Here is a 21,779-nt window from a genome sequence, read left to right as displayed (position 1 = left end):
GGACAAACAAAAGAATACGATTATGAAAGGTATAACATATATGGCTACGGCGATAACCATCGTTATGGCGTTGACAGGATGTAACGAATGGTTGGACGTTCCGGTGGAAGGAAAATCCACCTCGAAAGAATTGTTCGAGAAAGGCGATGGGTATCGGAGTGTGTTGCATGGCCTGTACATCAACATGGCAGAAGATGTGCTTTACGGCAAAAACCTGCAATGTGGCTTGGTTGATTTTTTCTCAAACCAGTATAACGTGAACGTTCGCCACGAAGACTTAAGTAGTACGGCACTTATCGCGGCAGGTAAGCGCGATTATCAAAACAAGGACTTGCGCCCTGAGATAGACAAAATGTGGATGGCCGCCTATAAGTGCATAGGTGCCGCCAACGACCTTATCCAGAACGTAGCGGGCGAAAATGCAGGCAAGTTCGCGCAAGGCGAAATGGAGAAAAGCCTGATATTGGGTGAGGCAAAGGCTGTACGTGCATACGTGCATCTAGACATGCTCAGGCTGTTTGCGCCTGCTCCGAAAGATGATGACGGCGGTGTGTATGTGCCATACATAACACACTTTCCTAACACTTTAGCCCAGCACATGAAGACGAGTGAGGTGCTTGATGCCGTGATTAAAGACTTGGAAGAGGCTCGCGAATTGGTTAAGCCATACGACTTATCAACTCGTGGCAATGAGGCGAATACCTCTGGGAGAGCTCGTTTTTATAGCGAGTTCGAGTATGGAACGGGCATTTATGCCAACCGACAAGACCTAGACGAGTTCTTCGTTGGACGTGGTTATCGATTCTCCTACTGGGCCATAACCGCGACATTGGCTCGTGCTTACCAGTATAAGGGTGCTTATGACGACACTTTCTACGATAAGGCCAAGCAGTGTGCAGAGGAGATAATCAATTCTGAAGTTACTGTAGAGGATAAAAAGAAGTACTATCCGTTTAAGGAAGAACGATTCGATGGTTTCTTTTATGCCGAACGACCAGAAGATGCGAGGGATGTACGCATGGTTGACAACCTCATTATGGGCGTGTATAGGGACAACGTTAGGTTAGGACTGATTTCGAACATGTTGGCACAGTATCCCCGAAAGAAGGCCGTCGTTGCACAAGACCAACTGTTTATCGTCAATACCGAAGGGCAAGACATATTCAAGACGGTGGATAATATTGATGAGTCGGCAAGAGACATTCGATGTACTCGCCTGCTTTACGTTCCCGACGGAGCGTACAAGACCAATCTGTCGGTGAAATGGTATGTTAAGGAGAACGACCTAGTGGAACGCGACAAGACATTGAGCATCTTCCCCTTGTTGCGAACTTCGGAGATGCGATACATCATTGCCGAGACTGAAGCGCGAAAGAGTAACTTCGCCGCTGCATACAAAATAATCAACGACATGCGCGAACACCGTGGATTAGGAACAAGCCCATTGGCAGTTAAGAGTACATTCGGCGACTTCCAAAAAGATCTTGTAAGAGAGGCGCAACGCGAATGGATAAGCGAGGGGCAGCTGTTCTACCTTTATAAAAGGCTCGGGGCAGATGTGAAACGCGACGACAAATCGGTGAAACCATTCTCCAAAGCAGAAGCGGTGCTACCTTTACCTACTGATGAAAATCTCTGACCCATAACATTTATCATTATGCGAAAGTTATTGTTTACGCTGCCTTTGGCGGCAATCGCCTTGTTCTCTTCTTGCAAGGAGGAACCTCTGACAACGTTCGGCGATGACCATTACCTGTATTTCGACAAATATTATATGAACGAAAAAGAGCCAGGCAAGCACACAGCCGACTCTACTTTCGCCTCGTTCTTCTTTCTTAGTGACGACATAGATGCCCTAGATGCCATGCTCGAAGTGCATTTGGCTGGGAGAAACCTAACTAAGGACGAAACTTTCAAATTGCGTGTGATACCCGAAGGAACCACTGCCAACCCCGACGAGTATAAGTTAGCAGACACATATACGTTTAGGGCAAGGCCCGCCCCTGCAAATGCCACCAACCGTACAGACACCGTTGTGATAAAGATGTATCGCAAACCTAGACTTAAAGACCTGCCTAAGGGGGTGCGGCTGATGGTGGAATTGGTCCCACTTGGCGATTTGCAGCTGGGGCAGACCGAACGTACGAAGGCGATTGTTATACTAACCCGCGATGCCATCAAGCCTGCTTGGTGGAACAAGGAGGTTACGGAATTGCTGCTGGGAGAGTATTCCAGCCGTAAGTATAAGCTTTTTGTGACGCACATCGACCCGACAGCGTCACTGAACGAGAGTATGTTGTCTGACGCTCCTTGGAAAGCAAGGAAGTTGGTTCAGAAGTTTAAGGAATGGCTGGGCAAGCATCCCGACCAGGCCGTAGAGGAAGACGGTTCGCCAATGACCGTTAAAGTGTGACACCTTATAAAATAGAAAATTATGCGGAACTTGAGATATGCATTCGTAGCAATGCTTATGCCGCTGATGCTGGCATCATGTTTTAGTGACGACGGAAATTACGAATACGAGTCGTTGAAACCGCCTACATGGCTCGATAATTTTATGGATAGCCCGATACAGGTATTGGTTTATGGCGGTCGGCCCGTAAGGCTTGATGGCTCACGCTATTTCAATTGGGGAAAACTGGATTCGTTGCAGCGCAGCCAAGAGGTGCGTTATGAGTGGCGAATGAACGGAAAAGTGTACAGCACGGAATTGAAGGAGGAGATGACCACTGATGAGTTCTTGAAAAGAATGGGGCTTGAAGAAATGCCTGTCAAAGAGCAGTCTGGTGACTTCTCCATCATCGAGAAATCTTCGGGTGTGACATTCAAAGTGAAATGTACGCTGTTTTTTAAACCTGCAATTGGTGGAGGCGACTTTGTTGTTTATTCCGCCATGGGGGCCAACATGCCAAATGTGGGTAAACTAACCGTGTTTAGGCTTAATTACTTGAAAGAGAAGGGTAAGCTGAAAGAAAATTTTGAGTTTGGCAAGTATGTGGTAGACAATGTTCCTGGAACGCCAAGGTCTTTGGATGTGGCTGTAGCGAAGAATGTCGGTGCTGCCGGCTCGCTCACGTTGATAACCGAAGAAGGTGATGCAATGGTGTATAATGCAGGCAATTTGAAAAAGGAATGGGATTTAAGTTCGCAGTTTGCCGATGGCTCACCCGATAACTTTAAGGTTAGCGGACGGAAAGACCAGGAAGATGGTGGTATGAATACGCCTGCCTTGACTTGGGTTGCTACGAAAGACGGGCGATTGTTCTCACGCCAGTTTGGTAAGAACTATTTGGGCGGAAAATTCATCAGCGATCCATATTATATAGACTCATTGGGCTATAAGATTACCAAATTCGGACACACGAATTGGGGAGTGACCAATGTGCCCTGTTATGATGAGAAGAATCGAAGGGTTGTTTTAGCAACTACCACTAACTCCTCGGATTTTTATAAGTATCGCAGCTTTGTGGTAACGCTTCATTCAGACCAATTCTATTCGCCTGCGGAAAAAATGCCCGAAGACGCGAACGTTTATTACCTTACGACGATGAATGGGGATGAATACCGTGACAATCGTAACAGTTGGTTTCAGGCTTACTACACCACAGGAGGAAAATCTATGGTAGCTTGTTTCGCCGTAGACAATTACGCGCGCCGATTGACTTACACGATGAACTATATGAGTCCGTATGAAATACCAGGGCACTTGTTCACAAACGAGACTGTGTTCCTAACGGCGTCGGGAGAGCAGCTTAGCGGAAACTCTTCAAAGGCCTATACCGATTTGTTCTCAGAGGGGATGGACATTTATGCTATTCAACGAGACGGCAATAGAACAACTTTTGGTGCAAACGAAATAACAATTAAGAAAATCCCTTTGGAAGGAATAACATCTAAAATCACCTATATGGTTTATGATGTTACGGGCTATTGGGTGGGGCTTGATCACGAATATCCCCATCTAGTGGTAGGTTGCGAAAATGGCGACGTACTGATTTACTACGCGGTTCCTGTTGCACATCCGCGATTAATGAAGAAATATAACGTAGGCGGACGCGTATGCGCTATCAAGCAAGTGGCCATGCCTAGTGGTTATCTTGACTTATATTAATGAATACAACAACACGGCCATCCCCTTACCCAAGGTGGTGGGGTGGCCGCAAAACAAAAACAGATAAAATGCAGAACATGATGGTTTTAAAGAGAAGTGCCGGCGCACTGATGATGCTGTTGGCTGGCGCGTTTGCCGTGCAAGCGCAAAGTGTAGATAAGGTAAGTCTAAACGTTAGCGTGGCCAACAAGGATGGCGCGCCAACTGTTACGCTCAAAAAGTCGGCCGAATGCCAAGCGTATTGTCTCGCGCTGTTCACATCAGACATTGCCGGCATCATCAAAGACGAGGTTGTTGACGGATATTTCACGGGTCAGAAGAAACCCCGATACACCGACAACGTCAAAGATAAGAAACTGGTAGACTACGGATTGGTGGTTGTTCCGGAGAAAGAATACACCCTCATCGCCCTTGGCTATGGCAAGGACGGCAAGCCCGGCAAGGTGTCTCGCACGCAGTTTACCGCTCCTCGCAGACAAGGTTTCGCCTCGGCGCAGGTGCTGGCACAGGTAATGAACATCGGACCCGACAGCGTTACGGTGAAGTTTACGCCCAACACCGACGTGGCTGGCTACGCCTTATGCCAGTTTGAGGGTGGAACCATCGAACAAACCGTGAAAGAACACGGCCCCATGATGGGTTTCTCTAACGCTTACGACATGATTAAGCAGTTCAGCGGCAAAGACTACACCACCGAAAAACAACACACTTGGCGCGAGATGGTGCCCGATGCCAATTACGAAATCTGCGTGTTGCCATGGGATAAGAATGGCGTTTTCCAAGAAATAACCAAGGTTCCCGTTACCACAAAAAAGCTTGGCGGCCCCGGCGAAGCCACAGTCGACATAAAGATTGGCGAGTTTGGCGGAAGTAAGAAAGGCGGCTACTATCAAGATGTAGTGTATTCGCCCAACGACCAAGCATCGTTGCATCGCGACATCATCATCACCGAAGAGGCCTTTAACAAACCCGACATGGGCAACATCGGTGTTATCAAGATGCTGCAAACCGACCATCCCAAAGACATTTACTGGAACCAATACCGCGTGGACAGGGCAAGATGGAACGCTACACCGCTCACCACCTACTACGCTTGCTCGATGGCTAAGAACGTAGACGGCAAGTGGGGCGAACTTAAAAAGGTGAAGTTCACTACGCCTGCCGCAAAAGAATAACGCGAAATCTATAAACCGCTCTTGATGGAACCTTGATTTTAGCTGGCATACTTTGCTCATTGCTAGGTGGTTCATGGCAATCGTGTACCCCTAGCCATGAGCAAATGGTGCCCGCCTAGGCAAGGTATGGAATAAATGGGCGGCAACGAACAATCGCAAGGTGGCATTTCGGGGTAGCTTAAAGCCAGTTCTAAAAAGCCAATAAAGTTTATTTCAGGAGCCAGCCTTTGTAAATAACGGCAGCCCTATTCGATAACAGAGCATATCCAGAACATGCCTTAAACCCAAACTAAATAGCAGGTAGGACGAACCGCCCTCGGCGCATTTCTCCTCCATCTCGGCATCTCGCGCTATCCAAACTATACATAACCTAGGGGTATTTCCTAACACTTTCGCCCCCATAACCTTGCGGATGCCGAACGAGATGCAGCTGGGACGGGCCTGCCGTGCTACGTTTGTCGAGGGTAAACTGATGACTTAACATCGCTAACAAGTAACCGATTTATTGAAACAAGAATGAGTAACCTAAGAACAATCCTGCGGGGCTGGGCACTCTTAGCCCTGCTTGTCCCCATCAACTTGCGTGGACAAGGCGTTAACCAGGCCCCACCCATCCCCGTGGACACTGCCGTAAGGATAGGCAAACTGCCCAACGGACTGACCTATTACATACGCCATAACAACTGGCCGGAGCATCGTGCCGACTTCTATATCGCACAGAAGGTGGGCTCGATACAAGAAGAAGAGAGCCAACGTGGACTGGCCCACTTCCTAGAACACATGTGCTTTAACGGAACAAAGCATTTCCCAGGCAACGAACTTATCCGTTACTTGGAAACGCTTGGCGTGAAGTTTGGCGGCGACCTCAATGCCTACACCTCCATCGACCAAACCGTTTACAACATATCCAACGTGCCTACCACGCGCCAGACGGCACTCGACTCGTGCTTGCTGATACTCAGCGACTGGGCAAATGCGCTCACACTCGACCCAACTGAGATTGACAAAGAGCGCGGAGTGATACACGAAGAGTGGCGCGAACGCACCGGTGCCACATCGCGTATGCTAGAACGCAACCTGCCTAAACTCTATTCTGGAACGAAGTACGGCGCACGTTTCCCCATCGGACTGATGAGTGTGGTGGACAACTTCAAGCCCAAAGAGCTACGCGACTACTACGAAAAGTGGTATCATCCATCAAATCAGGGCATTATTGTGGTGGGCGACATCGACGTAGCCCACACCGAGGCCATGATTAAAAAGCTTTTCGGCCCCTTGAAGAACCCCGACAACCAAGCGAAAGTGGTGGATGTGCCCGTACCCGACAACGAAGAACCCATCGTCGTTGTGGATAAGGATAGGGAACAGGCCAACAGCTCGGTAGAAGTATCGTTCAAACACGAGGCCTGGCCCGACTCGCTCAAGCGCAACGTAGACTATCTCTTGGCCAACTATGCCAAGAACATGGCCCTAGGCATGCTCAACGACCGCTATGCCGAGGCCGCACAAAACTCTACCAACTGTCCTTATTTGGGTGCATCGGCTGCCGATGGCAACTTCATCTTCGCCAAAACAAAGGGAGCTTTCACCATCAGTGCAACGCCGCGCGACATGGCTGGTACTGCCGCCGCACTGCAAGCCGCACTGGTTGAGGCCCTTCGCGCTGCCAAGTTTGGTTTCACCCAAAGCGAGTACGATCGCGCCAAGGCCAACTTGCTCAGTGCATTGGAAAAGGCGTACAATGGTCGCGACAAGCGTGGCAACGCCTCGTTTGCCGACGATTACAAAGGTCATTTCCTCTCGCAAGAGCCCATCCCCGCCTTCGAAGACTATTACGAGATAATGAAACAGCTGGTGCCCAACATCCCGTTAACCGACATCAACGCCATTCTGCCGCAGCTGTTGCCCGAAACCGATCGTAATATGGTTATCATCAACTTCAACAACGAGAAGGAAGGCAACGTATATCCTACGCCCGAATCCTTGTTGCAAGCCGTGCACGCCGCACGCCAAACCAAGGTAGAACCCTACGTTGATACGGTGAAAGAAGTGCCATTGATGACCAAGTTGCCTCGTCCTGGCAAGATTGTCAAGGAGAAAAAGAATGCCGAACTGGGTTACACCGAGTTGAAACTGGCCAACGGCGTGACCGTTATATTGAAGAAAACCGACTTTAAGAAAGACCAAGTGAACTTTGCCGCAAGCGGACATGGTGGCAAGTCGCTTTATGGTCCGAAAGACTACACCAACTTGGCCGTATTCAACGACATCGTGTCCATTAGTGGCTTAGGTGGATTCCGCAGTATGGAGCTACCCAAAATACTTGCTGGCAAGATTGCCAGCGCAGGTCTTTCCATTGGCGATAAGTATATGGGCATGTCGGGTGGTTCGTCTAAGCGCGATGTCGAAACGATGTTGCAGCTGGCCCACCTGTATCTGTCGGGTGGCATCACCAAAGACGAACAAGCGTTTGCCACCCTGATGGACTCGTGGCGCACGGCACTTAAAAACCGCGCCCTCAACCACGACATTGCCTTCAACGACTCGCTCGTGGCCACGGTCTACGGCCATAACCCACGTCTTCGCCCCGTGTTGGAAGCCGACCTGCCCGACATCAACTACGACCGCATACTGCAAATAGCGCGCGAACGCACGAACAATGCCGCCGCATGGACGTTCAGTTTCATCGGCGACTTCGACGAACCCCAGCTCCGCAAGCTTATCTGTCGTTATCTCGGCTCGCTGCCCACTAAGGGAAAGGTGGTTAAGGGTCATCTCACCAGTTCGTTTGTCAAAGGAAAGATTGAGAATGTGTTCCGCCGTAAGATGGAAACACCCAAAGCAATGGCTTGCGTTATGTGGCACACCACCGACGTACCTTATTCAGTGGAGAATGCCGTACGTATGAACATGATTGGTCAAATTCTCTCTATGGTTTACATCAAGACAATCCGCGAAGACGCATCGGCAGCCTATTCGGTGTCGGCAGAAGGTGGAGCAACCATCGAGGGCGACTACCACGACTACTCCGTATTGGTTACTTGTCCTGTGAAACCAGAGAAACGCGACACGGCTATGGCCATCATCTATCGCGAGGCAGAGAACATGACGCGCACTTGCGATGCTGCCATGCTCGACAAGGTGAAAGAGTATATGCTTAAAAATGTGGCTAGTGCCGAGAAAACCAACGCTTATTGGAGTGGCGTTATCAACATGTATCGCCGCCACGGCATCAACATGCACACCCGTTATCGCGACATGATTAAGCAACAAACACCCGAAAAACTGTGTGCGCTGATGAAACAAATCTTGCAAAGCGGCAACCGCATCACCGTTGAAATGCTGCCGCAAGAGTAGAAAGACGTTTAAAGGTGAAAGGGTGTTTAAAGGTGAAAGGGTGTTTAAAGGTGAAAGGGTGAAAAGGTGAAAAAATGGTTTCGCCCACCGATGAACGAGTATAGTTGGGGCTAGTTTAACTGGAAAGCTGGCAGGTCTAAAAAGCTAGCATGCCTAGAATAACTAGAACTCCTAGTATAACTAGAACTCCTAGTATAACTAGAATGCCTAGAATAACTAGAATGCCTAGTACAACTAGATAGGCTAGCCCCACTAGCAAGCTAAACTAAATGCTTGTCAACTCGTTAACTCTTCACCTCGTAACCCCATTCATCTTTAAGTGCGGATAAACGCCAAGAAATCATAGAGTGATGATAAAATGTTTGTGATTTTAATGGTTTGATGAATTAATGGAGAAACAAACTGGTTCGTAGACGAATAGGTTTATCAGAGAAGTTGCGGAGAAATAGTTGGTCTTCATGTCCCTTTTTGGGCAGAATTCTCTTACACTTCTTTGCTCCATTAATTCTTTTTTAGCTCTTCCTTACAGCATCTGCCATGCAACAAACACGGGAGGGCAGCCAATATCTCGATTATACGCAAAGCACAAATGGGCGTTAGCTAATTTATCCCTATGTTGGGTAAAGGGCGTTGAATGCAACGATTGTCTAAGTTAAGGGTTGGCAATCGCCCGTTCAATGGTCTTCCTGGCATAGGGACTTTTTATTTGGGTTTGTTATAGTTATACCCCAATCGGCCATTATAGTCAAAAAGAATAGGATTAGGAAAGCCATAGATACACCGTAAGCAGACCAAAGCGTTCCTTTGCCCCGCTAAGGGTATGCTGAAACCATGCTATGCGCATCTTGCTAGTTGCTAACAACAATTTTCCAAAAGCAATTCTGTTTGGCCATAAAGGTTGTAAAAACAAGGTGTTACGATAATCTTCCTTTGGTGCCGCGAATGCAAGCGGCGAGCTAACAATTTGCGTATATTCAGTGTTTCCCTTTTGGGGAAAATGAGAGCGAATATGTTAATGCCCCATTTGTGTTAAGCCCTAACTGTTCATTGTCCAGCACCCTTTCAATCTTCCATCTTTCCACCCTTCCATCTTTTCACCTTTAAAGGGCGAAGCCATTTTTTCACCTTTCCCATCTTTTCACCTTTTCACTTTTTCACTTTTTCACCTTTCCCTTCTTTCCACCTTTAAAGGGCGAAGCCATTTTTTCACCCTTTCTAGTTAACAAGTTTACGAGTTAACAAGTTTACAAGTTAATGAGTTGGTGGGCGTTAGCCATTTTTTCACCTTTTCACCTTTTCACCTTTTCACCTTTCCCACCTTTCCGTCACCTCCTAAAACAAATAAGCCCCTCCGAAGAGGGGCAATAGGGACTAAGCCCTTCGGCATATAGCCTTATTGTGATAAGATGTAGAATATATCTTATTGCTGCAAAATTAACAAAAACATTTTGCCCTACCAAATAATTAATGTAATTTTACACCTAAATCCTAATGGGATAGTAAATAACAAGAAACAAACAACACCATAACTAACGATTATGATTACACGAATATTGGGCCTTGATACGGGTACAAACAGCCTTGCTTGGGCTGTGGTAGACAGAGATGCTAAGGGAGATTACACGTTGGTAAGACGTGGCGATGTTATCTTCACCGAAGGCGTAAACGTAGATGGGCAACCGGTATCCTCAAAAGCGGCCGTAAAATCCAAATACAAGTCTTTGCGCGTGCAGTATGCCAGGCGGCGTCTGCGTAAGATTGATACGCTGAGAGTGTTGGTAAGTCTCGACCTATGCCCTTATCTTTCCGACCAACAGCTTAGCCAATGGAAAGCCAAGAAAACATATCCGCTAACTGATGACTTTATGCTTTGGCAGCGTTCGGGTAGTGCCGAAGAGAACAACCCCTACTATTGCCGCTACCGTTGCCTAACGCAAAAGCTCGATCTTACCGATCAAAGTCAGCGTTTTCTTCTGGGCCGGGCATTTTATCATTTGGCGCAACGTCGTGGATTTCTTAGCAACAGGCTCGACACCACGGCCGATTCCGCCGAGTCGGGCAAGGTCAAATCGGGTATAGCCCAGCTTTCTGTAGAGATGGAAAAGGCTGGTTGCACGTTTCTAGGCGAGTATTTCTATCAACTCTACAAACAACATGGCAACACCGTCAGGCTAAGGAGCCGATATACCGACAGGGAAGAACATTATATAAAGGAGTTCTTGGCCATCTGCGAAAAACAAGAACTGGATGCCCAATGGGTTGAAAAGCTGCAAAGGGCTTTGTATTTCCAACGCCCGTTAAAGTCGCAACGCAAGGGTGTAGGCAAATGTACATTCGAACCTAAGAAACCCTGCTGTGCCGAATCGCACCCCGATTACGAAGCGTTCAGGATGCTCTGCATTCTCAATAACATTAAGATAAAAACCCCTAAAGACGTTTCATTACGACCGCTAAACGCGGAAGAACGCGAAAAGGTGTGGCCGTTGTTTTTCAGAAAGTCTAAGCCCAACTTCGATTTCGAGGACATTGCAAAGGCTTTGGCAGGCAAAAACAACTACGCCTGGTATAAGGATGCAGACGAAAAGCCATACAAGTTTAACTACCGCATGCACCAAGGCGTGTCGGGATGTCCCGTAACAGCACAGCTGATAGACATCTTCGGCAGCGATTGGAAGGCAGGCATTGCCGAGACATACACGGCTGTTGGAAAGAAGAACGGCACAAAGACCATCGACGAAATGGCGGATGATGTATGGAATGTGCTTTATTCATTCTCGTCGAAAGACAAGTTAAAGGCTTTCGTCACCGAGAAGTTGCAACTCGATGAAGCCTGTGCCACGAAGTTTGCCAATGCAAAGCTGCTGCATGGCTTTGCCGCGTTAAGTCTTAAAGCCATTCGCAACATCCTGCCTTTCTTGCGCCAAGGCTTCATCTACGCCCACGCCGTACTCTTAGCCAAGATACCCGATATAGTTACTGCGGTCGTTTGGGATGATGCCGATAAACGCGAGCAGATACTTTCGGGGCTGCTGGAGATTATCGAGAACTATAACCCCAAAGACCGCGGCGTTGAGGGTACGATAGACTTCTGCATTAAAAGTTACTTACAAGACGTGGTCGACCTGCGCCCTGGTGCTGCCGATGCGCTTTATCATCCCTCGATGATAGAGCCCTATCCCGATGCAAAGCTTAACAAGATGGGCGTGTTTCAGTTGGGTAGCCCTCGCACCAACGCCATTCGCAACCCTATGGCCATGCGCTCGTTGCACATATTGCGCAGCGTGGTTAACCAGCTTTTGCGCGATGGCGTAATAGACCGCGACACGGAGGTGCACGTGGAATATGCTCGCGAACTGAACGATGCCAACAAACGTAAGGCCATAGCCGATAATCAAAAGGATATCGAACGCAAGCGTGCGGATTATCGCAAACGTATTATTGAACTATATAAAGACAAATGCCACAAAGAGATAGAACCCACAGAAACTGACATTCTTAAATATCAACTGTGGGAAGAACAAAACCACAGGTGCCTATACACAAACGGCGAGATTGGCATCTGCGATTTCTAGGTGACAATCAGAAGTTCGACATCGAGCATACCATCCCCCGAAGTGTTGGTGGCGACAGCACGCAAATGAACCTAACGCTCTGCGATGCCACTTTTAATAGGCAGGTGAAGGGTGCACGCCTACCCTCCCAACTGACTAACCATGCAGACATATTGAAAAGAATTGCTCCCTGGAAAAGCAAGTGCGAAGACCTGCGAAAAAAACTAGACAAGATACGCACGTATGGTGGCATGGAGAAAAAAATTAAAGACAAGCTGATACAAAAACGCCATCGCTTGAAAATGGAGCTATCCTATTGGCAAGGCAAGTACGAACGGTTTACGATGACCGAGGTACCCGAAGGGTTTAGTCGCCGTCAAGGTGCGGGCATTGGTTTGATTTCAAAGTATGCGGGTTTGTTTTTAAAGTCGCTTTTCCATAGTGCAGGTAATCCCAACAAGAGCAATGTGTATATGGTGAAGGGCGTACTCACAGCCGAGTTCAGGCGTATGTGGGGGCTACAAGGCGAGTACGAAAAGAAATCGCGACTTAACCATTGCCACCATTGCATCGATGCCATAACCATAGCCTGCATCGGTGAGGCCGAATACGAAAAGATGGCTCAATACTATCACGACGAAGAAGTGTCGCGCTGGTATGGTTCAGCCAACAAGCCCCATTTCAAAAAGCCTTGGACTACTTTTACCGAAGACGTATTGGCCATAGAGCAATCGCTCTTGGTGAAACATCTCACAAAAGACAACATGCCTAAGCAGGCTAAAAGGCGTGTGCGTACAGCTAAGGGTAAATATGTTGCCCAAGGCGATGCCGCCAGAGGTTCACTACATAGGGATACTTACTATGGTGTTATTGAGAAAGATGGCATCCTTTACCATGTGTTACGAAAGCCAATAGACAAGTTCGAGAAAGAATCGGAGCTTGAAAAAATCGTTGACCAAGCTGTTAAGGAAAAGATAAAGGAGGCTATTGCCGGTAAGAACTTTAAGGCAGCCATTGCCGAACCCATCTTTATGAATAAGGAAAAGGGCATAAGGATAAATAAAGTGAGGTGTTACGTGAAAGCTCAGGAACGCTTAAAGATTCGTCAACAGCGTGACCTATCGACAAAGGAATACAAACAATTCTTCTGTGTAGAAAACGAAAATAATTATCTATTGGCCATCTATGAGGGAGAATTGAAGGGAAAGAAAGAACGCGACTTTTGTGTTGTCAACAACTTGGATGCTGCCGCTTATTTAAAGAGGAGCAACAAAGGTAAAGCAGCTCAACTTGTGCCGGAACGGAGTGCTGAACGAAATTTCCCTTTGTTGGCAGTATTGCAACGAGGTACGCAAGTACTTTTTTATGAGGATTCCCCCGAAGAAATTTTGTTTGATAACCCGCAAGACTTAGTGAGACGTCTGTATAAAGTTGTGGGAATTAATACTAAAAAGGATGTAAAGAAGGGGAAGACCTACCTCTATGGCAATATTGAGTTGAGGTTTCATCAAAATGCTCAGAAGAAAGATGACGTGAAGATGGAAAGCGGGGGGTACAAGAATAATGAGGCTCCACACCAAGGTATAGTTCTTTCTCATAATCAGTTTAAGGCACTTGTTGAAGGCATCGACTTTGAGTTTAACATCCTTGGCGAGATAAAGAAGAAAGAACACCATGCTTAAAAGAAGTCTCGTTTTTACTTCGCCCGCAACTCTGTCGTTGAAGAATGCACAACTGGTGATAACTTTAAAGGAACAGCCCGATGCTTGTCGGACTGTTCCCATTGAAGAACTTGGAGTTGTGTTGGTGACAAGCTAAGCCTTGATAAAACAACGAAAGGTAGTTTAATCAGTGTGCTGTTTTGTGATGTGTCGTTCTCAAAAGTGGTTCGGCCGCTCAGCATTGGCCTAACCATGACCACCGCCTCTCTGGAAAAATGTTTCTCAAAAGAAACCAATAAAATGCAATTACCGATACTCGAATGACATACGCCCGCCTTAATCGTTATCATATCATGTGGCTTTTTCTGATGTTCGACCTTCCTACGAATACTAAATTGGAACGCAAAGAATCCGTTCGTTTTAGGAAAGACCTTGAACGCGATGGTTTCACGATGTACCAATTTAGCGTATATGTACGCCATTGTGGCTCGTACGAGAGCATGAATGTACACATCAAGCGAGTCAAATCGCTTGCTCCCAACAAGGGCATGATTAGCATCCTCGCTGTAACCGATAAGCAATACTCCAATATTGTTAATGTGTGGGGCGAAGTTGCGGCAAAACAACAGGCAAAGCCCATTCAGTTGGAGTTTTTTTAGTAACTTTGTGTCATGATAAGCCTCATCAAGCAACTTCATATTACCCAGTAGGAGAATCAAGTAATTGATTACCAAGGATGTAAGTGGTATATGTTGTGGTTTGATGTAGAGAAACGATATAATACAACCGTCAATGATGCAGCAGGGTGGAGCAATGAGTTGTGGTTTGATGTAGAGAAACGATATAATACAACGGATGCGCAAAAGCAATACACCTCCGAGGGTTGTGGTTTGATGTAGAGAAACGATATAATACAACAGATTGGAGCGATAGTAGCAATACCAAGCGTTGTGGTTTGATGTAGAGAAACGATATAATACAACCTTTGACGTGAAAGTCGGGCAGTGGTGGCTGTTGTGGTTTGATGTAGAGAAACGATATAATACAACTAAATTCGGTGCTTATTGTCGATATGCCAGGTTGTGGTTTGATGTAGAGAAACGATATAATACAACGCACGATTTGCCAGCAAGGTTAATAATTCTGTAGTGGTTTGATGTAGAGAAACGATATAATACAACAGGTTGTGGAGAATAAATTAATGTGTTGTGGTTTGACGTAGAAACCGGCTAGACATTTAATGTTTCTATAAATAGGGAGGGGCTTGTTGCCTTTGTGTTCCAACACAAGATAAACACCCCTCTCATGTATGAAGTGGAGCGCAAATCAACTTGTTGGCTTATGAACTCGCGAAGACCCAGCAACTGGCAAGGACATGAACTCATCAAATTGCAATCGCAAGAACTCATCAACTATTCAACTCATCAACCATTTAACTCACAAACCATTTAACTCACAAACTGCTCAACTCACAAACTAATCAACTTACAAACGCACGACCTCACAAGCTCATCAACCAATCAGCTCATCAACCAATCACCTTGCAAACTCACAAACTCACGGCCTCACAACCGCATCAGCTCATCGGTTCATCAGTTCATCAACTCCCAACCTCACAAAACTTAATTTGTTGTTTTAATTTTACAATATCGTTCTAATTCTCGCTCCGTTCTAGCGAAAATGTTGGCAATAAAGTAGGTAAAAAGCCACATTTTTTAGCCTTTCACGGTTTTTGTTTTGTCTGTTTTTAAGCAAAATGCCTGCATTTTGCACCATTTTGCCTTTCTAGATTGGTTGACAGCCCGCCGTTTTCACTCCCAGAAAACGGCCTTTTATCCCTAAAATATACTCTATTTACTGCCATTTAGCGCCTTTTCTGCACACGTTTTCAATCGGGCAGAAAGGTTTTTGCACCTACATCCACAGCATATTTATACATTTAGCCTTGTATTTAGGGGCAAATCACGGTGCATTTAGCAGCATTTTACCTTGCATTTAGCACCAAAACGCAGTGCATTTAGCACCAAAACGCAGTGCGTTTAGCACCAAAATGCAGTCTATTTTGCATCAAAACGCAGTGCATTTTGCTACAAATAGCCCAAAATCTGGTGCAAATGAGGTTTTCTTGAAATAAATATTCATTTTGCCGCATTCACATCCTAGCCCCTTTTTGCATCAAAACAAACCCTCGCGAGAATCGATTTTTTGCGGCAAGGTTAGTGGTTGGTGGATAAAAAGGGCACTCTTAGTGTTAAATTTCTTGCTGAAAAGCGGACAAAAAAGAGTGGCTGACGAGTTGACAAGCTGGCGGGTTGAAAAGCTAAGGAGCGAATAAGTTGATTGCCGAATCATCTTTCTCATCATGTTCTGTGCCCATCAATTCATCAACTCATCAACTAGAGTTGATAGCCGAGGCATCTTTTCATCGTGTTCTATACTCATCAATTCATCAATTCATCAACTCGAGTTGATTGCCGAAGTATTCTTTTCATCATGTTCTATACTCATCAACTCATTAACTCGTCAATTCGAGTTGACAGCCGCAGCATCTTTCTTATCATCTTCCATACTCATCGACTCATCAACTCATCAACTAGAGTTGACAGCTGAAGCTTCTTTCTCATCATGTTCTAAAATACCCCCGACGGGTAGTTATACGGCTTATCAATTGTTTTAGGTTGTTTGCATCGCTGCCTGTTCATCTTTCCTTTGCTTGTCGGCATCTTGCCTGCCTTGTCCTTTTGACGTAACACGCTACGCCTTCAAGAATAATATAGGAAAGATGCTCCACAATACACAAGGGCTGAGCAGGCTCTAACGGCCGATTGGGATAAGGCAATTGGGGGCTGCGCAATAACGAAAAGGGGATGGCAGAAACCAATCTGCCATCCCCTTTTGGGATTTCTGCCACTAGGCAAATGTGTGAGGTTTATTTCACCATTACCTTGGCAACCTTATTGTTTACGGTAACAACGTATGCGCCTTTGGGTAGAGAGATGCTTTGGCTTGTGCCGTTCATCTTAGCCTTCTGTACCAAACCGCCATTTATACCATACACGTTAACGGTGCTTCCTGTTGCGGCTTCTACCACGATACCGCCCTCAACAACCTTGATAAAGGTGTCGGTGTTGTCGGCATTTACACCCTCGATGCCCGTTGCGTCGGGTATGAAGCGGATGTGCTTGGTGTGCAGCAACAGTTTGGGGAACTTGGCATTGGTCATTACGCAAACCAAGTCTTCGTAGCGTTTGGTGAGTTTCAGTGTGGTAACGCCGTTGGTTACGGTGTATTCGGCATCTACATCAAACTCCTCGCCTTGCAGGTTACCGTTCTTATCTACGTTCACATTACCGGTAAACCAGCGGTACACGGTGGGTGTTCCGTCGATAACAGCCTCTGAACTGAGGTCTACCTTGTTGCCGTTGGCACTAACGTCAACGGGGTTTTGCCTTTGATAGGCATACGATGTGCGGTAAGTGCCCGTTGTGGGAGGCAATGAAGAGAAACGGAGGTTGTTGCCAACAAGGTTGAGCGCACGCAAGTGGGCGTTGTTACGCACATTGATAGACGTGAGCTTGTTGTTGCTGACGAAGAGCTGGCCCAAGTTGAGCAGCGGCTTACAATCGAGCGACGTCATCGAGTTGGCCGTTAGGTCGAGGCTCTCCAGTGCTGTAAGTCCGCGGAATTTAACCTCTATCAGGTTGTTTCGGCTAAGGCTTACCACTATCAGCTCTTTGTTCTTAGTAAGGTCGAGCTTGGTGAGCTTGTTGTCGGACATGGACAAGTATTCGAGCTTGGGATACTTCGAGAGGTCTATGTCAGAGATGTTGTTGCGGCTAAGGTCTAGCTGTTTAAGTGCTGTGCTAGGCGCGAAGTCGAACTTGGAGAGGCCAACGTTGTCTAATGTAATAGAGCGGGTGTCTGCCAACTTGCTGATATCTACCGAAGACATCTTGGCGTTGGTAACGCTGAACACGGTAAGTTTCTCTTCGGGTTTCGACACCAACACGCGCACCTTCACGCCTTTGTTGGTAAGGGCGGTAAAGCGTGTGTAGGTATCGGCCTTCAAAACGTATTGGCTCATGGCTCCGTCGCCGCGCCAATCGAAGTAAACAGACATGCCCTCGATGTTGCCACGCAGTGACAGCTGTACGCTGTCTTTGTTGTTTGTGGTGGTAAAGGATGCCAGTTCGTTTGTTGGTACGGGGATGGGTTGCACCAAGGTGGTCTTTAAGATGTTCTTACCCGTGAATGCGGGATAGGCCGGGTGTGATATTTCGCAATACACTTTGCCTTTGGTTAGGTTCTTAAACCTGGTAGAACCCTTGTCGTCCAGGTAGTCGGTTCCCAGCACGTAGGGTTGTCCGCCTTGGGTTTTCCAAACGAAGTTGGTGGTTTTGTTGTTGATGGTTACGTATTGCTCGGTGAGGTCGATACCGGGCGATGTGGTGGCAATCACCACTTCGCGTTGCGGAGCGTACGTAAAGTGGGCTTCGTCTAGACCAAATCTGTTGGGCATGTTGGCCAGTGTGAAGTGGTTGTTGCTGATGTCGAGTTTGGCAACTGGTGCTAGGGGGATAATGCCCAGCAAGGTAAGCTCGTTGTTAGAAACGTTTAGTTCTTTGAGCTGTTCGCTGTGGTCGAGAATCATTCTTGTAAGCTTGTTGTACGAGAGGTTTCCTCTTACCAGTGCATCGGCACGGCGCAGGTCGAGGTTGGCCAAGTTGTTGTGGCTTAGGTCTAAGTCGGTAATGGTGAAGTAATCGTCTACCGTGATTGTTTCAAGCTGGTTATAACTGAGGTTCACGTTGGTGAGCAGACTCTTGTATTGCGACTTAGACTTGCCTTTCAGCGAGATGGTTTTGAGCTGGTTGTGCGACAAGTTGAGCTTTTCGAGCTGGTTGTTGCGTCCCAAGTCGATGGTGGTAAGCCCCGTATTTACGAGCGACAGCACGCGCAGGTCTGTTAGTTCGGTAACATCTATGCTTGTGATGTTCAGGTCTTTCACTTCAAGTGCCGTCACATAGTTGTCTTGCGGTACGGTCACCACGATGTTTCCGTTGCCTGCTCGCTGACCGGTGATGTTGGCGGCAGTGGGCTTCTCGGCGGTGATGTTTACTTCTTTCAGTTGTCCGTTGCCAAAGTCTACCTTAACTTTTACGGGTTTCTGTGGCGTTGCGCCCTTCATTCCCACGGTTAGGTTGATGGTTTGCCCAGCCGTTGCGGTGGTGGCAAAGTCTATTGCCCTTACGTCTTTACCAAATTCGCTATCGTCTTTAACGGTGAAAGGTTCGGTAAATAGGGGGTATTCGTTGAAAATGGTGTTGGTGAAGATAAGCACCACCTTGCCGTCTACGGGCCTAAGCAGCGTTACCTTTCCGTTATCGTAGTAGTAATAGCTAGCATCTAGCTCGGTACGTTTGGCCAGTGTGTCTTTATCCAGCTTGTAGAGTTTGCCCAATGTGGTAGTTCCTTCGCGCAAAACTTGTTTAGAGAAGTCGAGCACGGTACCCACCTTGTAGGTGTCGTCCAGCACCAGGTCGCGTTGGTCGTAGTAATACTCGCGCCAGGTGTTCTGCGGTTTGGGCAGCGAGGCGAAGGTCATCAGGTTTTTGCGTATGTTGAAGATGTACAAGTCGGGACATTTGCTCACGTCTATGGAGGTGAGTTTGTTGTGGTTTGCTCCCAACGTAACCAGCTTAGGCACCTTGCTCAGGTTAAGCGAACGCAGGTTGTTGCCCGCACAATAGAAGTGGCGCAGGTCTGGACAGTGGGTCAGGTCGATGTCGTCGAACTTCACATCGGTGTTAATCGTACCCGAAGCATGCTCTATGTAGAGCTCGTTCAGCTTGGAGTTTTTGCTGATGTCTAGCTTGTTTACTCGCGTGTCGCTAACGTTCAGTACATTCAGGTTGGCGTTGTGCGAAACGTCGATGGTGCTGATGTCGGTCATGTCGAGGCTCAATCGGCGCAGCGTGGTGCAGCCTTTGGTGTCTACCTCTGTGATGGTGCGGCAGTGGTAGGCGTCGAAAGAAACCAGCTTGGGGAAGTTCTTTAACTCGAACTTAGACTGTACGTATGCGCATTGTGCAATTTCCAGTTCCAAAAGTTCGGGCATGTTGCCCAGCCTAAGCGGCGTTTGTGCCGAGAAGGGGTTGTCGCGCAGGTAGAGGAACTGCAACGATTTGAGGTTGGAAAGGTCTATCTGCTTAATGGAGTTGTAGGCCAATCGCAGGTAAGACAGTTTCAAATCCTTGTGAAAGGTGATTTGGTCTATCTTACAACCCGTAGCGTTGAAGAAGTCGATCTTGTTCGGGTCGCCGTAAATCTTTACGATGCCGTCCCTGGTAACCGTTCCCGAGTAGTCTGTACCTGTGGGCACTTCTGCGCCTTGTTTGAGCTTGGCAACGCCAACAGACAGTTCTTCGGAGCCGTTTCCGCAGTCTATCTCTACGTATTCGTTGCCTTGTGTGCTACCAAGCGAGAAGGTTACGATGGGCGATTCGCCTTTATTTTCCTCATACACGGTGGTATGGAATGTGATGATGGGTTGCTGATTTTTGTTCTGTGCGAACGCCGGCAGGCCCACCACTGCCATCAATGCCAACAGCAAAGATGCAAGTAGGGTTTGTTTGTAATTCATACGCTGTTAGTAAATAATAATTTTTTTCGCTGATTTTCCGTTCACTTGGATAAGGTAAACGCCTTTGCTCCATGCGCTGGCGTCTATGGTTGTTTCGTCTCCCACGGTCGATTGGGTATGTGCAAGCAGCCCTGCCATGGTGAAAACGCGCACTTCCAATTGCTTCTCGCCAGCCCTAAACACGTTAAAGCGCCTTGGCCCGGCCGGGTTGATGATGGTTTTGTTGTCGGCTTCGGCGGTGTTGATGCCTGTTGAGCCGGCCTTGCGGCGTAGCACTTCTTTCAGTCCGGCGTAGGCATCAAACTTTCCTGCGCCCCATTGTACGGGGTCTCCTTCTTTCACATCATTGTCAACAACAGCCGTTTTGCGGATGATGTCGGCAACGTCTGCGGCTTTAAGCGTTGGGTCGGCTTCGAGCCAAAGTGCGATAGAACCTGCCACAACAGGTGTTGCCATCGATGTGCCCAGGGTTTGGTGCCAGTAATAGCTCTTGCCGTTGACGGTGTGCTTGGCTTGCAAGTTCACCGGGGCGTAGCCGTTCTTGGGGTCTTCAACGGTGTAGGTGTTAACCGAAGATATAACAACTGCGCCGGGTGCGCAAACTAATGGCAGATTGCGGCCGTCGAGAAGCGTCCCGAAAGAAGAGAAACGCGTCACCTTGCCTTCATCATATTCGTGCCTGTTGTAGCCGTAGACCCATCCGTCCATAGCTGCCCAGTGGTCGCGCACGTTATAGCTTCCCACGGTAATCATGCCTGCTGCACAGGCCATGTCGTTGATGGTGCCGTTGCGCGAACCCTTCGTCCAAATTCCACTTCCATTGGCATTGTTGTAGGCACCGTCGTAGTCGTCGAAGTAAACAAACTGTGCATCGCCGTACAGGTCTACGCGTTTGCCGTCCTTCCCTTCTACAAGTATACCTAGTTTGAATTTTCCATCGGCGTTGGTCTTTTGGTTGTCGCTGGTTAGGAAACGGGCGATGGCGTAGTAGCGACCCGTTTCAGGGTCTCTTGTTCCGCCCACCATTACGTATCCTTCAAAGGCTTTGTTGAAGACCGAATTGCTGGTTATCGCTCCTTCTTCGGCATATTCGCCGCCAGATGAATACATGGTTAGCTTGCCGTTGGGACTGGGTTCTACGGTGATGCGTGTGGCAATACGGCCGCGTTCCTCGTTGAACACAACCACTTGCATCTTAAACTCGGTGGCATCCGAGCTGTAAGCGTACACCTGCCCATTGCGAAAGTTGTAGTAGTCTTTCTTTCCTATGTGTTGTTTTCC

11 protein-coding genes and 1 CRISPR repeat array are annotated in these 21,779 nt (G+C 47.5%); of the genes, 9 read left to right on the top strand and 2 right to left on the bottom strand.

Going from position 1 to position 21,779, the window contains the following annotated elements; all coding sequences use genetic code 11:
- Positions 1-22: 22 nt before the first annotated feature.
- The 9 genes from BN93_RS07065 (at position 23) to cas2 (ending at position 14,514) form a co-directional block, all read left to right on the top strand.
- Positions 23-1,639 (top strand): RagB/SusD family nutrient uptake outer membrane protein, encoded by a 1,617-nt coding sequence (locus tag BN93_RS07065; protein WP_044260162.1) that lies wholly within the window; start codon positions 23-25, stop codon positions 1,637-1,639.
- Positions 1,640-1,657: 18 nt separating this feature from the next.
- On the top strand, positions 1,658-2,413 hold the full coding sequence (locus BN93_RS07060) for a DUF4843 domain-containing protein (RefSeq protein ID WP_019187639.1): 756 nt from the start codon (positions 1,658-1,660) through the stop codon (positions 2,411-2,413).
- 21 nt (positions 2,414-2,434) lie between these two features.
- Positions 2,435-4,111, top strand: coding sequence for a hypothetical protein (locus BN93_RS07055; protein ID WP_044260061.1), 1,677 nt, complete (start codon positions 2,435-2,437; stop codon positions 4,109-4,111).
- Between the two features lie 77 nt (positions 4,112-4,188).
- Positions 4,189-5,286, top strand: coding sequence for a hypothetical protein (locus BN93_RS07050; RefSeq protein WP_232211131.1), 1,098 nt, complete (start codon positions 4,189-4,191; stop codon positions 5,284-5,286).
- A gap of 516 nt (positions 5,287-5,802) precedes the next feature.
- Positions 5,803-8,643 (top strand): M16 family metallopeptidase, encoded by a 2,841-nt coding sequence (locus BN93_RS07045; RefSeq protein WP_019187636.1) that lies wholly within the window; start codon positions 5,803-5,805, stop codon positions 8,641-8,643.
- Positions 8,644-10,181: 1,538 nt separating this feature from the next.
- The gene (gene cas9, locus BN93_RS18570) at positions 10,182-12,215 is read left to right on the top strand and encodes a type II CRISPR RNA-guided endonuclease Cas9 (protein WP_232211130.1); all 2,034 of its coding nucleotides are present in this window, start codon (positions 10,182-10,184) and stop codon (positions 12,213-12,215) included.
- Positions 12,152-13,876, top strand: coding sequence for a type II CRISPR RNA-guided endonuclease Cas9 (gene cas9 / locus BN93_RS18565; protein WP_232211129.1), 1,725 nt, complete (start codon positions 12,152-12,154; stop codon positions 13,874-13,876). The genes cas9 (BN93_RS18570) and cas9 (BN93_RS18565) overlap by 64 nt, the downstream gene beginning before the upstream one ends.
- Positions 13,869-14,012, top strand: coding sequence for a hypothetical protein (locus BN93_RS17490; RefSeq protein WP_157462743.1), 144 nt, complete (start codon positions 13,869-13,871; stop codon positions 14,010-14,012). The genes cas9 (BN93_RS18565) and BN93_RS17490 overlap by 8 nt, the downstream gene beginning before the upstream one ends.
- A gap of 163 nt (positions 14,013-14,175) precedes the next feature.
- Positions 14,176-14,514 (top strand): CRISPR-associated endonuclease Cas2, encoded by a 339-nt coding sequence (gene cas2 / locus BN93_RS07035; protein WP_044260060.1) that lies wholly within the window; start codon positions 14,176-14,178, stop codon positions 14,512-14,514.
- 92 nt (positions 14,515-14,606) lie between these two features.
- A CRISPR array of direct repeats spans positions 14,607-15,036; the repeat unit is 36 nt; unit sequence GTTGTGGTTTGATGTAGAGAAACGATATAATACAAC.
- A gap of 1,748 nt (positions 15,037-16,784) precedes the next feature.
- On the opposite strand, the gene BN93_RS07030 is transcribed toward cas2, so the two are convergent.
- Positions 16,785-20,498, bottom strand: coding sequence for a leucine-rich repeat domain-containing protein (locus tag BN93_RS07030; RefSeq protein WP_019187633.1), 3,714 nt, complete (start codon positions 20,496-20,498; stop codon positions 16,785-16,787).
- 6 nt (positions 20,499-20,504) lie between these two features.
- A partial coding sequence (locus tag BN93_RS07025) for a S8 family peptidase (RefSeq protein WP_044260058.1) occupies positions 20,505-21,779 on the bottom strand: 1,275 nt, incomplete at its 5' end.

This window comes from Prevotella conceptionensis 9403948 (genome assembly GCF_000312305.1).
GTDB classification, from domain to species: domain Bacteria; phylum Bacteroidota; class Bacteroidia; order Bacteroidales; family Bacteroidaceae; genus Prevotella; species Prevotella conceptionensis.
The sequence above is the reverse complement of the archived record's forward strand: the minus strand, read 5'-3'. Positions and strand labels throughout refer to the sequence as shown.